General features: G+C 60.8%; 13 protein-coding genes. 7 read left to right on the top strand and 6 right to left on the bottom strand.

Annotated features, from left to right (window positions below):
- Nucleotides 1-68: 68 nt before the first annotated feature.
- The 3 genes from fecA to ACRC4F_RS04620 form a co-directional block, all read right to left on the bottom strand.
- Complete coding sequence (fecA, locus tag ACRC4F_RS04610; RefSeq protein WP_438658280.1) at nt 69-2,402, bottom strand: TonB-dependent Fe(3+) dicitrate receptor FecA; 2,334 nt, start codon at nt 2,400-2,402, stop codon at nt 69-71.
- Between the two features lie 289 nt (nt 2,403-2,691).
- Nucleotides 2,692-3,630, bottom strand: a complete 939-nt coding sequence (locus ACRC4F_RS04615; RefSeq protein WP_438658281.1) for a FecR domain-containing protein — start codon at nt 3,628-3,630, stop codon at nt 2,692-2,694.
- The gene (locus ACRC4F_RS04620; RefSeq protein WP_438658282.1) at nt 3,627-4,115 is read right to left on the bottom strand and encodes a sigma-70 family RNA polymerase sigma factor; all 489 of its coding nucleotides are present in this window, start codon (nt 4,113-4,115) and stop codon (nt 3,627-3,629) included. Before ACRC4F_RS04620 ends, ACRC4F_RS04615 begins: the two co-directional genes overlap by 4 nt.
- 177 nt (nt 4,116-4,292) lie before the next feature.
- On the opposite strand from ACRC4F_RS04620, the gene ACRC4F_RS04625 reads away from it, so the two are divergent.
- The 6 genes from ACRC4F_RS04625 to ACRC4F_RS04650 all read left to right on the top strand — a co-directional run bounded on the left by ACRC4F_RS04625 (nt 4,293) and on the right by ACRC4F_RS04650 (nt 10,693).
- Nucleotides 4,293-4,598: a DUF3649 domain-containing protein gene (locus ACRC4F_RS04625; protein ID WP_438658283.1), complete on the top strand. Its 306-nt coding sequence runs from the start codon at nt 4,293-4,295 to the stop codon at nt 4,596-4,598.
- Nucleotides 4,595-6,175: a PepSY-associated TM helix domain-containing protein gene (locus tag ACRC4F_RS04630; protein WP_438658284.1), complete on the top strand. Its 1,581-nt coding sequence runs from the start codon at nt 4,595-4,597 to the stop codon at nt 6,173-6,175. Before ACRC4F_RS04625 ends, ACRC4F_RS04630 begins: the two co-directional genes overlap by 4 nt.
- Complete coding sequence (locus ACRC4F_RS04635; protein WP_438658285.1) at nt 6,176-6,502, top strand: DUF3325 domain-containing protein; 327 nt, start codon at nt 6,176-6,178, stop codon at nt 6,500-6,502.
- Nucleotides 6,499-7,062 carry an RNA polymerase sigma factor gene (locus ACRC4F_RS04640; RefSeq protein ID WP_438658286.1) on the top strand — a complete coding sequence of 188 codons (564 nt, stop codon included), beginning with the start codon at nt 6,499-6,501 and terminating at the stop codon, nt 7,060-7,062. The genes ACRC4F_RS04635 and ACRC4F_RS04640 overlap by 4 nt, the downstream gene beginning before the upstream one ends.
- Nucleotides 7,059-8,048 carry a FecR family protein gene (locus ACRC4F_RS04645; RefSeq protein ID WP_438658287.1) on the top strand — a complete coding sequence of 330 codons (990 nt, stop codon included), beginning with the start codon at nt 7,059-7,061 and terminating at the stop codon, nt 8,046-8,048. The genes ACRC4F_RS04640 and ACRC4F_RS04645 overlap by 4 nt, the downstream gene beginning before the upstream one ends.
- Nucleotides 8,049-8,263: 215 nt before the next feature.
- Nucleotides 8,264-10,693 (top strand): TonB-dependent siderophore receptor, encoded by a 2,430-nt coding sequence (locus ACRC4F_RS04650; protein ID WP_438658288.1) that lies wholly within the window; start codon nt 8,264-8,266, stop codon nt 10,691-10,693.
- A 128-nt stretch (nt 10,694-10,821) separates the two neighbouring features.
- On the opposite strand, the gene ACRC4F_RS04655 is transcribed toward ACRC4F_RS04650, so the two are convergent.
- Complete coding sequence (locus ACRC4F_RS04655; RefSeq protein ID WP_438658289.1) at nt 10,822-11,697, bottom strand: helix-turn-helix domain-containing protein; 876 nt, start codon at nt 11,695-11,697, stop codon at nt 10,822-10,824.
- 278 nt (nt 11,698-11,975) lie between these two features.
- On the opposite strand from ACRC4F_RS04655, the gene ACRC4F_RS04660 reads away from it, so the two are divergent.
- A complete protein-coding gene (locus ACRC4F_RS04660) occupies nt 11,976-12,878 on the top strand; it encodes a DMT family transporter (protein ID WP_438658290.1) in 903 nt (300 codons plus the stop codon).
- 28 nt (nt 12,879-12,906) lie between these two features.
- Here the strand turns inward: ACRC4F_RS04660 and ACRC4F_RS04665 are convergent, their stop codons facing one another.
- A complete protein-coding gene (locus tag ACRC4F_RS04665; protein WP_438658291.1) occupies nt 12,907-13,416 on the bottom strand; it encodes a DUF2165 family protein in 510 nt (169 codons plus the stop codon).
- 140 nt (nt 13,417-13,556) lie between these two features.
- Nucleotides 13,557-14,531: a 2-hydroxyacid dehydrogenase gene (locus ACRC4F_RS04670; RefSeq protein ID WP_438658292.1), complete on the bottom strand. Its 975-nt coding sequence runs from the start codon at nt 14,529-14,531 to the stop codon at nt 13,557-13,559.
- Between the last annotated feature and the right edge of the window lie 324 nt (nt 14,532-14,855).

Consider the following 14,855-nt stretch of genomic DNA (forward strand, 5'->3'; position numbering starts at 1 on the left):
CGCAGCCGAACGGGGATAAATCCCCTCGCCACAGGGGTTGTGACAATCTCAAGTAATGTCGGCGGTAATCAAAACGCCACGGATGTCTGCACATATACCGTCCGCGGTTCCCCCACGTACTTGCCCTTGTTGTTGTCATCAAACGAGCGGGTGAAGTACTGGTGGTTGAGGATGTTTTTCACCCCCACCGCCACATTCAAATCTGACAGCTTCGGCCCGAAGTCATACGCCGCGCGGCTGCTGAACAGCATGTACCCGGGAATCTTGCCCGTGCTGCCATCAGCGCTCTCGACCGAGGTGTTGGCGTTGTCGGCAAATTGGTTGCTCTGATAACTGCTGTCCAGATTCAGCTTCCAGGCGCCTTCGGTGTAACCCACCCCAATCGTGCCTTTGTGTTTCGAGGAGAACGGTACACGATTGCCCTTGTTCGGCCCGTCTTCGCGGATGGTCGCGTCCACATAGGCGTAGGTGGCGTACACATCGAAGCCGGCCAGCGACGGGCTCAAGTCATCCAGCGAGTAGTTGATGCTGCTTTCGATCCCTTGATGACGCGTCTCGCCGCGGGCGATCACCGAGTCATTGGTCTGATTACTTTCGTACTGGTTGTCGAAGTTGATCAGGAACGCACCGATCTCGGCTCTCAGCGCCCCGTTGTCGTAACGGGCGCCCAGTTCCCAGGTCCGCGCTTTCTCGGGTTTGACTTCGCCGCTGGTCACCCGGTTTGGCATCTGGCTGTATTGCACGCTGCCGAACGAGCCTTCGGTGTTGGCGTAGAGATTCCAGGTGTCCGTCACGTGATAGAGCACATTCAACGCCGGCAGCGCCGTGTTGTAGTCGCCCTTGTATTTCACGTTGGTCAGGTTGTTGGTCTGCTGCGAATCGATCATCTCGTAGCGAATGCCTGGCGTGATCGTCCACTTGCCGATGTCGATCCGGTCGTCGACGAAGAACGCGTTGGCTTCGGTGCCGCCACGGGTGTCGCGGTCATTGCGGCTGTTGGTGGTCGGGTACGTATTGTTGGCGATCGGCTCGCGGTAGCGCAGTTCGTGGCCGGCTTCGTTGATGTAGCGATAACCGATGCCGACTTCGTGGCTGGTCGGGCCGAGGTCAAAGCCCTGGGCGAAACGGGTTTCCAGGCCGCGCACCCAATACTCGCGTGGCGACAGCGACAGGAACGAGCCCTGATCCAGATAGCCGCTGCGCAGGGTTTTGGTGAAGAAGGTGTTGGCGGTGAATTCGCGGCGGTCTTCCTGATAGCGATAGCCGAAGTTGAACATTGTCCGGCGACCCCAGAACTGATCTTTCGGGCGCGTCGACTGATACGGGTCGGCGTCGTAATCGGCGACATTCAGACCGCCGGGCATGTCCGCCTTGCCTTCGTAATACTGAGCCATCGCGTTGAAGCTGTTGGCGTCATCGAGCTGATACTTGCCCTTGAGGATCAGGTCGTCGATTTCGGTATCGCTGTTTTCACGCCAGTCGCCACCGCGGGTGCCGGAATACAACAGCGCGCCGCCCAGACCGTTGTCAGCCGTGCCGCCGGCCAGCAAGTTGCCGGTGGTTTTGAAACCGTCGTGGCTTGAGGACGGACTGGTCTCGGTCTGGAAACCACCTTTTACCGTCGGCTCATCGGGAATCGCGCGGGTCACGAAATTGACCACGCCGCCGACGTTCTGCGGACCATAACGCACAGCACCGCCGCCGCGCACCACGTCCACCGCGTCCATGTTGCCGATGCTCACTGGCGCGAATGACAGCTGCGGCTGGCCATAAGGTGCGAAGGGCACCGGGATGCCGTCCATCAACACGGTCGAGCGCGAAGCCAGACGCGGATTGAGGCCACGAATGCCGAAGTTCAGCGCCATGTCGTGGCTACCGGTGCCGTTGTTGTCAGGCGCGTTCACCCCGGGAATGCGGTTGAGCACGTCCTTGGCCTGGGTCGCGCCTTGGCGCTCGAACGCCTCGCGGCGGATCACATCACGTGCGCCCGGGTGCTCGAAGACGTTGATTTGCGCGGCGTCACCGAGCCAGTCGCCGACCACTTTCGAGGTGTCCAGCTCCAGCGAAGTGTCGCCCGCCGGTTGCAGGCTGAAGGCATTGTCACCCTCGGCGCGCGCTTGCAGGCCGGTGCCTTCGAGCAAAGCGTCCAGTCCCTGGGACGGAGTGAAGTTGCCTTCCAGACCACGACTCTGCACACCGCTAGTGACTTGCGAACCAAAGGTGATCAACACGCCGGCTTCACGGCCGAACTGGTTGAGGGCGTTTTCCAGCGAGGACGGTGCGATGTGGTACGGCTTGGCATCGGCGGCGAGTGCGAGCGGCAGCGCGCCGAAGCTCAGGCTGGCGCCGAGCAGGAGGTGACGCAGGGTTCGGGCCAGCGGAGTGAGGCGGGTGGGGTGCATGGAGGACGATCCTGAGAAGGTGGAATCACGGGGGCTTTCCTTCTCTGTCACGCCAGATCTGAAAAACGGCTCACGTAGAACAAAACTTTTTTGCGCGGATCGCTTTTGTGGCGAGGGGATTTAGCGAAACGTCGCACCGCCCCGTTGGGCTGCGAAGCAGCCCCGAACCAGATGAACGCATTCCTTCAGGTAATTTACGTTTGCAGGTTTGCGACTGCTGCGCAGCCGAGCGGGGCGGTGCGACGTTTCGCTAAATCCCCTCGCCACAGGGTTTGTATTTTGCCTTGGGCTACACCTTTGCCTCGACGGTCACCCAATACCTCGTAAAGCGCCTGACCTTCACCGGCAAACTGATTTCCAGCAGATCCAGAATCCGCTCGCTGTCGTCCAGAGGATACGTCCCGGAGATCAACAAATCCGCCACCTTCGCATCGCAATGAAGCTGCCCGCGACGATAGCGGCCGAGTTCATCGAGAAAATCCCCAAGGCGCATGTGTGCGGCGACCAGCATGCCGTCGGCCCAGGCGCCGCTGTTGGCGTCCAGCGGCAGCGGTTTACCCACGCCACCCGCCCCGAATCCCAATTGCCGAGCGGCAGGTAAAACCAGTGGGGCGCCACCGTTCGGCATCAGCTCAACGCTGCCCTCGAACACCGCCACCTGCGTGTGATCAGCAAATTGCCGCACGTTCAAGCGCCCACCTTGCATCGTCAAAACACCCTGCGCGGTCTGCACCTGAAACGCCTGGGTAGCGGTCAACAGCAGTTCGCCCTCCAGCAAACGAATCAGCCGTTGCTGGCCCTCCATCCGCACATCCGCCGAACTCGCGGTGTTGAGCTGCAACTGATTGCCTGCGCCGAGCGCCACCTTGCGCCGCTGGCCGGTGGGGCTGCGGTAATCAGCGAGCAACGGCGGCAGCATGTTGTGTTCGCGCATGCCCCAAGTGACCGCAGAACCTGCGCCAAGAATCAGCAACAGTTTCAGCGCCTGACGGCGGCTGCCGGACTTCGGCGCATTGAGCGCCGCGTGGGCCAGCGGTGACGACAAACCACGCAGCCGCTGATTGACCCGCTGGATATGTTCCCACGCCCGCTGATGCTCGCTGTGCCCGTCGTGCCAATGCTGCCAGGCCTGTTGCTGGCGCGGGTTCAGCGGGCCTTGCTGCATTTCCATCAGCCAGTGCACCGCCTGCTCGGCGACCTGGGAAGAAAAGTCCGGAGTGCCGTTCATAGTGCGAAGTAGCAGCGCATGGCTGCTTTACTCAAGTGGCGTTTAACCGTGGCGATGGAAATGCCCAGTTCCGCCGCGATCTGTGGATAAGTCAGGCCATCGACCTGCGCCAGCAGAAAGGCGCGCTTGACCCTTCGCGGCAAGCCGTCGAGCAAATGGTCCAGCTCTATCAGGGTTTGCAGGATGATTGCCCGCTCTTCCTCGGAGGGCGCGTACACCTCAGGCAGTTGCGCCAGTGCTTCGGCGTAGGCGCGTTCCAGGTCCTGGCGACGGTAATGGTTGAACAACACACGTTTGGCGATCGTGGTGAGGAATGCTCGCGGCTCGATGATTTGCGGTGTTTCCCGGGCGGTCAGCACGCGGATGAACGTGTCCTGGGCCAGATCCGCCGCGCTATCCGGGCAGCCAAGCCTGCGCCGCAACCAACCGGTGAGCCAGTTGTGGTGAGCGTGATAGAGGACTTCGACGGGATTGGCTGGCTGCAACAGAACCACTCCGACACAAACGGATACGTTAGATAACAAGAATTGTTCGCATTGTAGGGGTGTGCGACGGCCCCCGGCAATCGGATCTGTTTTGCGTATGAGAATATTTATCATTAGTATTGCGCGCTTGCTGGCCCTTGATCTTCATGCGGCCTCACCCGGTTTCAAGGTCGAAACATGAAAGGCAAAATCAGTACGCTCCCCGTTACCTATCGATTGGCCGTCACTTCGCGAGTGTTGGCCGCGGTGGTGGGCGGCTATATCGTCGCGGCGCTGGCCAGTGTCAGTCTGAGCCTGTGGTTGCCAATGGCCCGCGCCGAAGCGGTGGTGACCGGGATGATGACCTCGTTCCTGGCTTATCTGGTTGCGGTGCTCTGGTGTTTTGCCTGTCGCAGTGCGTGGCGGGCGTGGTCTGGATTGATCGTGGCGAGCCTGGTGCTGGCAGCAGTGGCAGGGTTGGCGCACTGGATGGGCCGCTCATGAAAGAGGGCTTCCGCCAGGCGATGGCCTGGTTGCACACCTGGACCGGGTTGATCTTCGGCTGGTTGTTGTTCGCAATTTTCCTCACCGGCACGCTCGCGTATTTCAAGGACGAGATCAGTCACTGGATGCAGCCCGAAATACCGGCGCGTTCGGAGACTGCCGAAAGCAGTCTGACGCTGGCGCAAAACTATCTGCAGCAGCACGCCCCGGGCGCCTCACGCTGGCTCATCAATTTACCAAGCCCCCGCGAGCCAGGCCTGTCGGTACGTTGGCAACAGTCGCCGCCCAAGCCGGGTGAGCGCGGCCGATTCACTGAAAAACTCCTCGACACGCAAACCGGCGCCGAAGTGCAGGGCCGCGAGACGATGGGCGGCGACTTCTTCTATCGCTTCCACTTCCAGCTGCAAATGCCTTATCCGTGGGGCCGCTGGTTGTCGACCATCGCGGCCATGGTGATGTTCATCGGCCTGATCACCGGGATCATCACCCACAAGAAAATCTTCAAGGACTTCTTCACCTTCCGCCCGCGCAAAGGCCAGCGCTCCTGGCTGGACGGGCACAACGCAGTGGGTGTTCTGGTGCTGCCGTTTCACCTGATGATCACCTACAGCAGCCTGGTGATTTTCATGTCGATGGTGATGCCGGCGAGCATCCTGGCCTCGTACAAAGGGGATGTCCGGGCGTTTTTCGACGACGTGTTTCCAGCCTCCAGCACACCGGAACTGGCGGGCAAGCCGGGGCAGTTGGCTCCCCTGGCGCCCCTCCTGGAACGTGCGCGCGAGCAATGGTCGGGCGGGCGTGTGGCGCGTTTGACGGTGAACAATCCGGGCGATGCGAACGCCTCGGTGGTGCTGGTGCGTGACGGCGCGGATCGGGTGGTGCATGACGCGGGCAGCGCGGTGACGTTCAACGGCGTGACCGGGCAACAACTCAGCGCCACACCGCAGCAACCGGTGCCGATGGTGATTGCCGGCAGTTTTTACGGTTTGCACATGGGCCATTTTGCGAGCCCGGTGTTGCGCTGGCTGTACTTTATTTTCGGTCTGGCGAGCACCGCATTGATCGGCACCGGGCTGGTGGTCTGGCTCGGCAAGCGCCAGCTCAAACATGCGAAAAGCGCCGTGATGCCCTTTGAGTTGCGGCTGGTGGAAGTGCTGAACATCGCCAGCATGTCCGGGCTGGTGGTCGCGGTGGCGGCGTTCTTCTGGGCCAATCGGCTGCTGCCGGTCGAGATGGCCACTCGGGCGGATTGGGAGGTGAATAGCTTCTTCATTGTCTGGGGCTTGAGCGTAATTCATGCGGTGGTCCGCCGTGGTCGCGCGGCATGGGTCGAGCAATTGGCGTTGGCCGCGGTGCTGTTCTGCGGCGTGCCGTTATTGAACGCACTGACCACGCCGTACCACTTGGGCGTGACGCTGGCTCAAGGCGACTGGACGCTCGCCGGGTTCGATCTGACCAGTCTGGTCAGTGGCGTGTTCCTGGCCTGGGCTGCGTGGAAAATGCAGCGAGCCGGGCAGACCGTCCGCGTCGCGAAAGAACGCGCCCGACCGATCACGCTTGAGCAGAAGGTGAACTGAATGTTGCTGGCCCTGCTGCTGTGCTACGGCGGTTTCACCGCGCTGTGTTTATCGATGGACCGGCATCACGCTGAACTGCTGGGGCGCAAATCGTCGGCCCGGCGGCGCAAAGCGTTCAAGCTGAGCGGCTGGTTGTTGCTGGCGGTTTCGTTATGGGCGGCGGTGTCGAAAACCGGTTGGGGTCTCGGGTTGGTGGAATGGTTTGCGGTGTTGATGCTCAGCGCTTTGCTGCTGGTGCTGTTGATGCCGTATCGCCCGCGCCTGGCCCTGGCATTGGCCGGGTTGAGCCTGCTCGCCAGCCCCGTCGCCGTGTTTGCGCAGGGATGATCACCAATCCACCTGAATCACACGATGAGGAGCATCGCGGCGCCCGCGCGCATTTCCTCCAGGTGTTCCTGTCCCAGCGTTCGCAGATGGAAGCGCTGGTGAGCCGGCGTGTCGGCTGCCGAGCGACCGCCGCCGATCTGGTGCAGGACTTGTTCCTGCGTTTCTGGCGGCGGCCGCTGGTGCAGGTCGAAGAACTCAGCACTTACCTGCTGCGTTGCGCCGGCAACATCGCCATCGACCATTTGCGCAGCGAAGGCACGCGAGTGCGGGTCAACGAAGGCTGGATGCCGGATGAACCGGACAGCCAGGGCAGCGAGCCGCAAGCGGCGCTGGAGGCGGGCAACGACCTGCGTCACGTCGAAGCGGCCTTGCGCGCGTTACCGGAACGCACTCGACAAATCTTTCTGCTCAACCGCATCCACGGCCGCAAATACGCCGAGATCGCCAAGGCCATGGGCCTGTCCCAAAGCGCCGTGGAAAAACATATGATGCGCGCCCTCGATGCCTGCAAGGCCAGCCTGCAGGAACCGCCCACGCGCACGCCAGGGAAAGCACCGTGAATCAGCTCGACCGCGTCGTCCCGACGCCCGCTCAGGAGCAGGCTGCGCTCGCCTGGCTGAGCCTGTTGCACGACCAGCCGAGCAGCGGCGATCAACTCACGTTCAGCCGCTGGCTGCAGGCCGATCCCGCCCACGCGGAGGCTTACGCCCAGGCACAAGTGCTGTGGGAATTGAGCGAAGCGCCGGCGCGAACCCTGGCCGACGAAGACGCTTTCGCCTTGCAGGGTTACCTCAACGCCATGAACCGGTCTCGACGTACCAGCGTGCGGCGCTGGTCGGGCGCGCTGGCCATGGCCGCATGTCTGGTGCTGATGATCGGCCTTGGCGCGGGTTGGAAGCCGACGCGCTGGATCGATGATCTGGGAGCGGACTATGTGTCTGCGCCGGGGGAAATTCGCACCGTTACATTGGCCGATCAGTCGCAAGTCACGCTGGATGCAGACAGTGCCATCGCCGTGGATTTCAGTCGCGGTGAACGCCACGTTCAGCTGCGTCGCGGTGCCGGGTTTTTCAGCGTGACTCACACGGGCGATCCGTTTGTGGTCGACGCTGAAAAAGGCCAGGCGCGGGTGCTCGGTACGCAATTTGAAGTGCGCCTGCAACCGCACGGGGCGCAAGTAACGGTGCTGTCCGGACGGGTTGGCGTGACGGCGGACAAGCACGCCGAGCAGCAGATTCTGACCGCTGGCCAGCAAGTGGCGTATGGCGAGGGTTCGGCGCAAAAGCTGCGTGCAGTGGACAGCGAAGCGCAGCTGGCGTGGCGTCAGGGATGGCTTAATTACTACAAGGCCACGCTGGCTGAGGTGGTGCAGGATCTGGGGCGGTATTACCCGGGGCGGATTGTGTTGCTCAATGATGAGCTGGCGGCGCGGCGGGTGAGTGGCAGTTTTCCGAGCAAGGATCCGCAGGCGGTGTTGAGTTCGTTGCAGGGTGTTTTGGGGTTTGAGCAGACCAGCGTTTTGGGGCATCTGATTATTTTGCGTTGAATCAAACGGCCCCATCGCGAGCAGGCTCACTCCCACATTTGAAATGCGTACCCTGTGGGAGCGAGCCTGCTCGCGATGAGGCCAGATCGAACACCACTGACTTCCCAATAAAATTATTTTCAGAATTTTGATGAGGTAAACCCAATCCCCATCCGTGTAGTGACTGAAACTGCGAGTCATTCGCATCCCGTAGGTTCTACACAGGTCATTGAGCAATGAAGTCCAGGGCAAAATCGGGTTCGGTCAAACAGTGGTTGGGTGCCTCTGCACTGAGTATGTCGGCGTTGGCCTTGCTGCCATCGGGCATCGCATCCGCCGCAGAGGTGGCCAACACGCAGCAGCGCACCCAATTCAGCTTCGCCATCGCTGCCAAACCGCTGCCCCAGGCCTTGAGCGACTTCAGCCGGGTCACCGGCATCAGCGTGGTCTACACCGATGAAGCGCCGTACGGCCTCACCGCCCCGGCGGTCAATGGCCAATTGAGCGCCGAGCAGGCCCTGCAGCGTTTGCTCGGCGGTTCGGGGTTCACCTTCCGCCGCAGCGACGCCCACACGCTGGTGCTGGAACCTGTGCCCACCGCCGGCACGTTGAATCTGGGCACCACCACCATCAATTCGGTGGCCGATCAATCCATGAGCTATCAGCCGCCGCCCACCAGTTCGGTGATGCGCTCATCGGCCTTGCTCCAGGAAATCCCGCAGACCGTCAACGTCATCCCGGCCCAGGTCATTCGCGATCAGGCACCGCGTAATCTGGATGATGCGCTGGCCAATGTCAGCGGCATCACCCAGGGCAACACGCTGGCGAGCACCCAGGATTCGGTGATGACCCGCGGTTTCGGCGACAACCGTAACGGCTCGATCATGCGCGACGGCATGCCGATCGTGCAGGGTCGTGGCATGAATGCCACCGTCGACCGGGTCGAAGTGCTCAAGGGCCCGGCCTCGCTGCTGTACGGCATTCAGGACCCGGGCGGCGTGGTCAACATGGTCAGCAAGAAACCCGAGCTTGAGCAATACAACGCCCTGACCCTGCGCGGTTCGACCTACGACGACGGCAAAAACGGCAGCGGCGGGGGACTCGACAGCACCGGCGCCCTTGGTGATTCCGGTTTCGCTTACCGCATGGTGCTGGACCACGAAGACGAAGATTACTGGCGCAACTTCGGCACCCACCGCGAGACGCTGGTGGCGCCATCGCTGGCCTGGTTTGGCGAAAGCACCAAGCTGTTGTTCTCCTATGAACACCGCGAGTTCCTGACCCCGTTCGACCGCGGCACGATCATCGATCCGCGCACCAATCACCCGTTGGACATCTCGCGCAATGAGCGCCTGGACGAGCCGTTCAACAACATGGAAGGCCGCTCGGACCTGTACCATTTCGAGGCCGATCACGAGCTCAACGATAACTGGAACGCCCACTTCGGCTACAGCTGGAATCGTGAAACCTACGACGCCAGCCAGGTGCGCGTCACCGCCATCGACACCCGACGCGGCACGCTGACCCGCAGCATGGACGGCACTCAAAACGCGATCAGCACCGACCGTTTCACCACCGCCAGCCTCGAAGGCAAGGTTAACGTGCTGGGCATGCAACACGATCTGGTGTTCGGCGTCGATGACGAATACCGCAAGATCTACCGCGAAGACCTGATCCGCCAGAGAAGCCTGGGCACCTTTAGCTACGTCAACCCGGTCTATGGCCGCGAAGTCGCCGGCACCACCGTCAGCCCGGCGGACAGCGCGCAGACCGATAAACTGCGCAGCGATTCGCTCTTCCTCCAGGATTCGATCCACCTCACCGATCAATGGATTTTCGTCGCGGGCGCACGCTTCCAGGAATACGACCAGTATGCCGGCAAAGGCGTGCCGTTCCAGGCCAACACCGACAGCAACGGCCAGAAGTGGGTGCCGCGTGCCGGTCTGGTCTATCGTTTCACCGATGAGTTGTCGTTCTACGGCAGCTACACCGAATCGTTCAAACCCAACTCGACCATCGCACCGTTGAGCGGCAGCAGCACCGTGCTCGACGGCAGCGTTGCGCCGGAAGAAGCCAAGTCCTGGGAGCTCGGCGCCAAGCTCGACATGCCGGGTCGTGTGACCGGTAACGTCGCGCTGTTCGACATCAAGAAACGCAACGTGCTGGTGGCCAACTCCGAAGGTCCGGTGACGATTTACAGCGCCGCCGGCGAAGTGCGCTCCCGTGGTCTGGAAGTGGATTTGAGCGGCCAGCTCAGCGACCGCTGGAGCATGATCGGCAGCTATGCCTACACCGACGCCGAAGTCACCGAAGACCCGGTCTACAAGGGCAAACAACTGCAAAACGTCGCGAAGAACAGTGGCTCGCTGTCGGCGGTCTACGACTTCGGCACCATCGTCGGCGGCGATCAATTGCGGGTCGGCGCGGGTGCGCGGTATGTCGGCGAGCGTGCGGGTAACGCCGTGAATGATTTCGACCTGCCGAGCTACACCGTGGCCGATGCCTTCGCGACCTATGACACCAGGGTTGAAGGGCAGAAGGTCAAGTTTCAGCTCAACGTGAAGAACCTGTTTGACCGTACCTACTACACCTCGGCGGCGAGCCGGTTCTTTGTGTCGATGGGGGATTCGCGGCAGATCTCGTTGTCGAGCACTTTGGAATTCTGATCGGAAACCGCGTCATCGTTCATCGCGAGCAGGCTCGCTCCCACATTGGTTTTGTGAACGCCACAGATCAAATGTGGGAGCGAGCCTGCTCGCGATGGCGCCCTGACAGACACCGATAATCTCCGAGCCTAGCGCAAAAACGCCTGCCGATACTCCCCAGGCGTCCCTCCCAAAACCTGCCGAAACCGATTGGTGAAATGACTCGCACTGGCAAACCCACACGCCAATGCAATTTCCCCCAACGGCTGCGATGTCGAACGCAACAACTCCCGCGCCCGGCTCAGCCTGCGAGCCAACACATACTGATGCGGCGGCAAGCCAAAGCTCTCGCGGAACATCCGCGCAAAGTGATATTCCGACAGTGCACACAGCGCGGCTAACTGCCCGAGGCTGATGGCCTCGGCCAACTGATTGTCGATGAACTCCACCAACTGCCGCCGTTGATGCGCCGCCAGTCCACCCTTGAGCCGCAAGCCCTCACGCATCCCGACCTGACCGAGCAACACGTGGCTGAGCATTTCGTGAGCGAGGCTGCTGGTGAGCAGGCGTTCGCCGGGTTCGTCCCAGTTGAGGGTGAGCATTTGCCGAAAGCGCCGGGCCTGTGCCGGGTCATCGAGGAAAGTGGCTTCGCGCAACTGCAATTCACGCGGTTCGCGGTCCAGCAGCGTGACGCAGCCGATGGCGAATTGTTCGGGGCTGAAATACACGTGGGCCAGGCGAATGTCGCCGTTGATCACCCAGCCGGACTGATGCTCGGCGGGAAGGATGCATAGCTTGTCCGGGCCGCCCTTGGTGCCGGGCTGGTCGCGGCGAAAGGTGCCGGTGCCACCGGCGATATAGCACGACAACGTGTGATGGCTTGGCGCCTCGTAGTCTTGGGCGTCGTGATGGTTGCTCCACAAGGCTGCAGCCATGCCGTCACCGAGCTCGGCGCTGTGCTCGAGGCGAGCATTGGGCGAGCGGTTGAGGGCTTGAAAGACTTGAAGGGTTTCCAGTGCGGGCATGATCGCTTCTCTCCGACGCTTTGCATCCTACTCCGTAGACCTTGCGCTGCCAGCCACTGCGCCGACAAAAGCGCAAGTTTATGCAAGTGCACCCACGATCAGCGCCGCACAATGGATCCCTAATCAGGCAATGCACTGTGGCGAGGGAGCTTGCTCCCGCTTGAGTGCGCAGCACTCACAATACCTGGCGAAATTGCCAGGATTTTGAGGGCCGCTACGCAGCCCGGCGCGAGCAAGCTCGCTCGCCACACAGCATTGCCCATTCCGGAGCTGTTGCCATGAACCTTTCGTTGTATTTATTGACCGTGCTGATCTGGGGCACCACCTGGATTGCCTTGAAATGGCAGCTGGGCGTGGTGGCCATTCCGGTGTCGATCGTCTATCGCTTCGGCCTGGCGGCGCTGGTGCTGTTTGTCCTGTTGCTGCTCACCCGCCGACTGCAAGTGATGAACCGTCGCGGGCATTTGATCTGTCTGGCTCAGGGCTTGTGCCTGTTCTGCATCAACTTCATGTGCTTCCTGACGGCCAGCCAGTGGATTCCCAGCGGTCTGGTTGCCGTGGTGTTTTCCACCGCGACGTTATGGAACGCGTTTAATGCGCGAGTGTTCTTCGGCCAGAAAATCGCCCGCAACGTGTTGATGGGCGGTGCACTGGGTTTGTTCGGACTTGGCTTGCTGTTCTGGCCTGAGTTGGCCGGTCATACGGCCAGTCCGGAAACCTTGCTCGGCCTGGGCCTGGCACTGCTTGGCACCCTGTGTTTCTCGGCCGGCAACATGCTCTCGAGCCTGCAACAGAAGGCCGGCCTGAAACCCCTGACCACCAACGCCTGGGGCATGGCCTATGGCGCCGCGATGTTGTCAGTGTGGTGCCTGGTCAAAGGCATTCCGTTCGACATGGAATGGAACGCGCGCTACATCGGCTCGCTGCTGTACCTGGTGATTCCGGGTTCGGTCATCGGCTTCACCGCGTACTTGACGCTGGTCGGGCGTATGGGCCCGGAGCGAGCGGCCTATTGCACTGTGCTGTTCCCGGTCGTGGCACTGAATGTCTCGGCGTTTGCCGAAGGTTATCAATGGACCGCGCCGGCATTGGTCGGGTTGGTGCTGGTGATGCTGGGCAACGTGCTGGTGTTCCGCAAACCCAAGGTGCGCGTGTTGCAGCAGACTGGAAATCTGGCCTGATAGTTCTGGAGATCGAGCGCGATACGCTTCAGCGCTCGATCTTTAACGCGATATACATCAATAACGGCAACATGAAATCAACGATATGCCGGGCCCAATCCTTGGCATTCCATGTTTGTGATTTATCCATGTTGAACCATTCAACGCCGACGACCTGCAAACAAACGTAATAGATGAACAAGCCGATCAGTAAGCCGATAATCGAGAACTTTTTTGCTTCATGGAATTCTCGGGCTGACGCATTCAGTTTGTGATAGAGGTGGTAAGTGCCTACCAGGCAGTAAACGGTGTAGGTGACTTCGAGGGTGATGATGAGCCAGTAGATCCGGTGGTGCAGCATGGGCGACGTGATGGCCCGGTAGGTTGTTCGTTCATTGTTGTGGGTTGTGTCCATGCTCAGGACGTGGGCGACATATTCGTAGTTTGTGGCGTAGTCGGTGAAGTTGCTATACATCACCAAAAGTCCAAAGAAGCTTATATAAGCCATCAGTGCAATCTTGCTGACTCTGATGAGCTTTTCAGTGGTGTAGTTGTTCAAGCTTTAGTTCTCCATATACATAGTCCGGGGTCGGGTAAGTGGAGGGGAGTCTAAAGCGCCTGACTTTTTTTAGTTTGTTGACTGAATTGCAAGTTGTGTAAATAACGGGCAGACACTTTATAAGTGTCTGCCCGTTTTAATTAGCCTTTCCAGACTTGCGGGTTGACCAGATCTTGCGGCCGCTCGCCCAGCAGTGCGCTGCGCAGGTTGGCCAGCGCGCGGTTGGCCATGGCCTCGCGGGTTTCATGGGTGGCGGAGCCGATGTGCGGCAATGTCACCGCGTTTTTCAGCTGGAACAATGGCGACTCGGCCAGTGGTTCCTTCTCGTAGACGTCCAGCCCGGCGCCGCGAATGCGGTTGTTTTGCAGCGCTTCGATCAGAGCGGGCTCATCGACGACCGGGCCGCGGGCGATGTTGACCAGGATGGCGCTTGGCTTCATCAATGCCAGCTCGCGGTGGCTGATCAGGTGTCGGGTTTTTTCGCTGAGCGGGACGACCAGACAGACGAAATCGGCTTCTGCGAGCAGTTGGTCGAGGCTGCGGAATTGAGCGCCGAGTTCTTGTTCCAGCTCGGTCTTGCGGCTGTTGCCGCTGTAGATGACTGGCATGTTGAAGCCCAGGCGACCGCGTCGGGCGATGGCCGCGCCGATGTTGCCCATGCCGACGATGCCCAGGGTTTTGCCGTGTACATCGCAGCCAAACAACGGTGCGCCGACGGTGGCTTGCCATTGGCCGGCCTTGGTCCAGGCATCGAGTTCGGCGACGCGGCGGGCGCTGCTCATGAGCAGGGCGAAGGCCAGGTCGGCGGTGCTTTCGGTGAGGACATCCGGTGTGTTGGTGAGCATGATGCCGCGTTCGTTGAAGTAGGCGACGTCGTAGTTGTCGTAGCCGACGGAGACGCTGGAGACGACTTCCAGTTTGGCGGCGTGTTCCAGTTGTGTGCGGCCGAGTTTGCGACCGACGCCGATCAGGCCGTGGGCGTGGGGCAGGGCTTCGTTGAATTGGGCGTTGATGTCGCCGTTTTTCGGGTTGGGGACGATGACGTCGAAGTCTTGCTTCAGGCGCTCGACCATTTCCGGGGTGACGCGGCTGAAGGCGAGGACGGTCTTTTTCATGGGAGGAGGGCTCGTCGGGGCTTGGAGAATGCCAAGCACGCTAACATTCTTCCTCGTTGTTGTGCGAGTCCGCGGATTGCCCGGGAGTTTCTGTGGGAGCTGGCCTGCCAGCGATGGCGGCCTTTGGGCCGACCATGTTGTGTTTGACCGGGTACATATCCATTTCTGCGGTAACGGCTGCTTATGGTTTCGCCCTTACGGCGACTCACTTTTTTTTCAAACGCCAAAAAAAAGTAAGCAAAAAAAGGCTCGCCCCAAGCGTCCGGCCCCTCGCTTAGGCTCGGCGTACCTTCGCTCCGGCATTCATCCGGGGGCATCGCCCTC

The organism is Pseudomonas sp., assembly GCF_051660785.1.
GTDB lineage: Bacteria > Pseudomonadota > Gammaproteobacteria > Pseudomonadales > Pseudomonadaceae > Aquipseudomonas.

Excerpts from the sequence above, each read along its gene's own strand:
- fecA (WP_438658280.1), bottom strand. The coding sequence starts at position 2,402 with ATGCACCCCACCCGCCTCACTCCGCTGGCCCGAACCCTGCGTCACCTC.
- ACRC4F_RS04615 (WP_438658281.1), bottom strand. The coding sequence starts at position 3,630 with ATGAACGGCACTCCGGACTTTTCTTCCCAGGTCGCCGAGCAGGCGGTG.
- ACRC4F_RS04625 (WP_438658283.1), top strand. The coding sequence starts at position 4,293 with ATGAAAGGCAAAATCAGTACGCTCCCCGTTACCTATCGATTGGCCGTC.
- ACRC4F_RS04630 (WP_438658284.1), top strand. The coding sequence starts at position 4,595 with ATGAAAGAGGGCTTCCGCCAGGCGATGGCCTGGTTGCACACCTGGACC.
- ACRC4F_RS04635 (WP_438658285.1), top strand. The coding sequence starts at position 6,176 with ATGTTGCTGGCCCTGCTGCTGTGCTACGGCGGTTTCACCGCGCTGTGT.
- ACRC4F_RS04640 (WP_438658286.1), top strand. The coding sequence starts at position 6,499 with ATGATCACCAATCCACCTGAATCACACGATGAGGAGCATCGCGGCGCC.
- ACRC4F_RS04650 (WP_438658288.1), top strand. The coding sequence starts at position 8,264 with ATGAAGTCCAGGGCAAAATCGGGTTCGGTCAAACAGTGGTTGGGTGCC.
- ACRC4F_RS04655 (WP_438658289.1), bottom strand. The coding sequence starts at position 11,697 with ATGCCCGCACTGGAAACCCTTCAAGTCTTTCAAGCCCTCAACCGCTCG.
- ACRC4F_RS04660 (WP_438658290.1), top strand. The coding sequence starts at position 11,976 with ATGAACCTTTCGTTGTATTTATTGACCGTGCTGATCTGGGGCACCACC.
- ACRC4F_RS04670 (WP_438658292.1), bottom strand. The coding sequence starts at position 14,531 with ATGAAAAAGACCGTCCTCGCCTTCAGCCGCGTCACCCCGGAAATGGTC.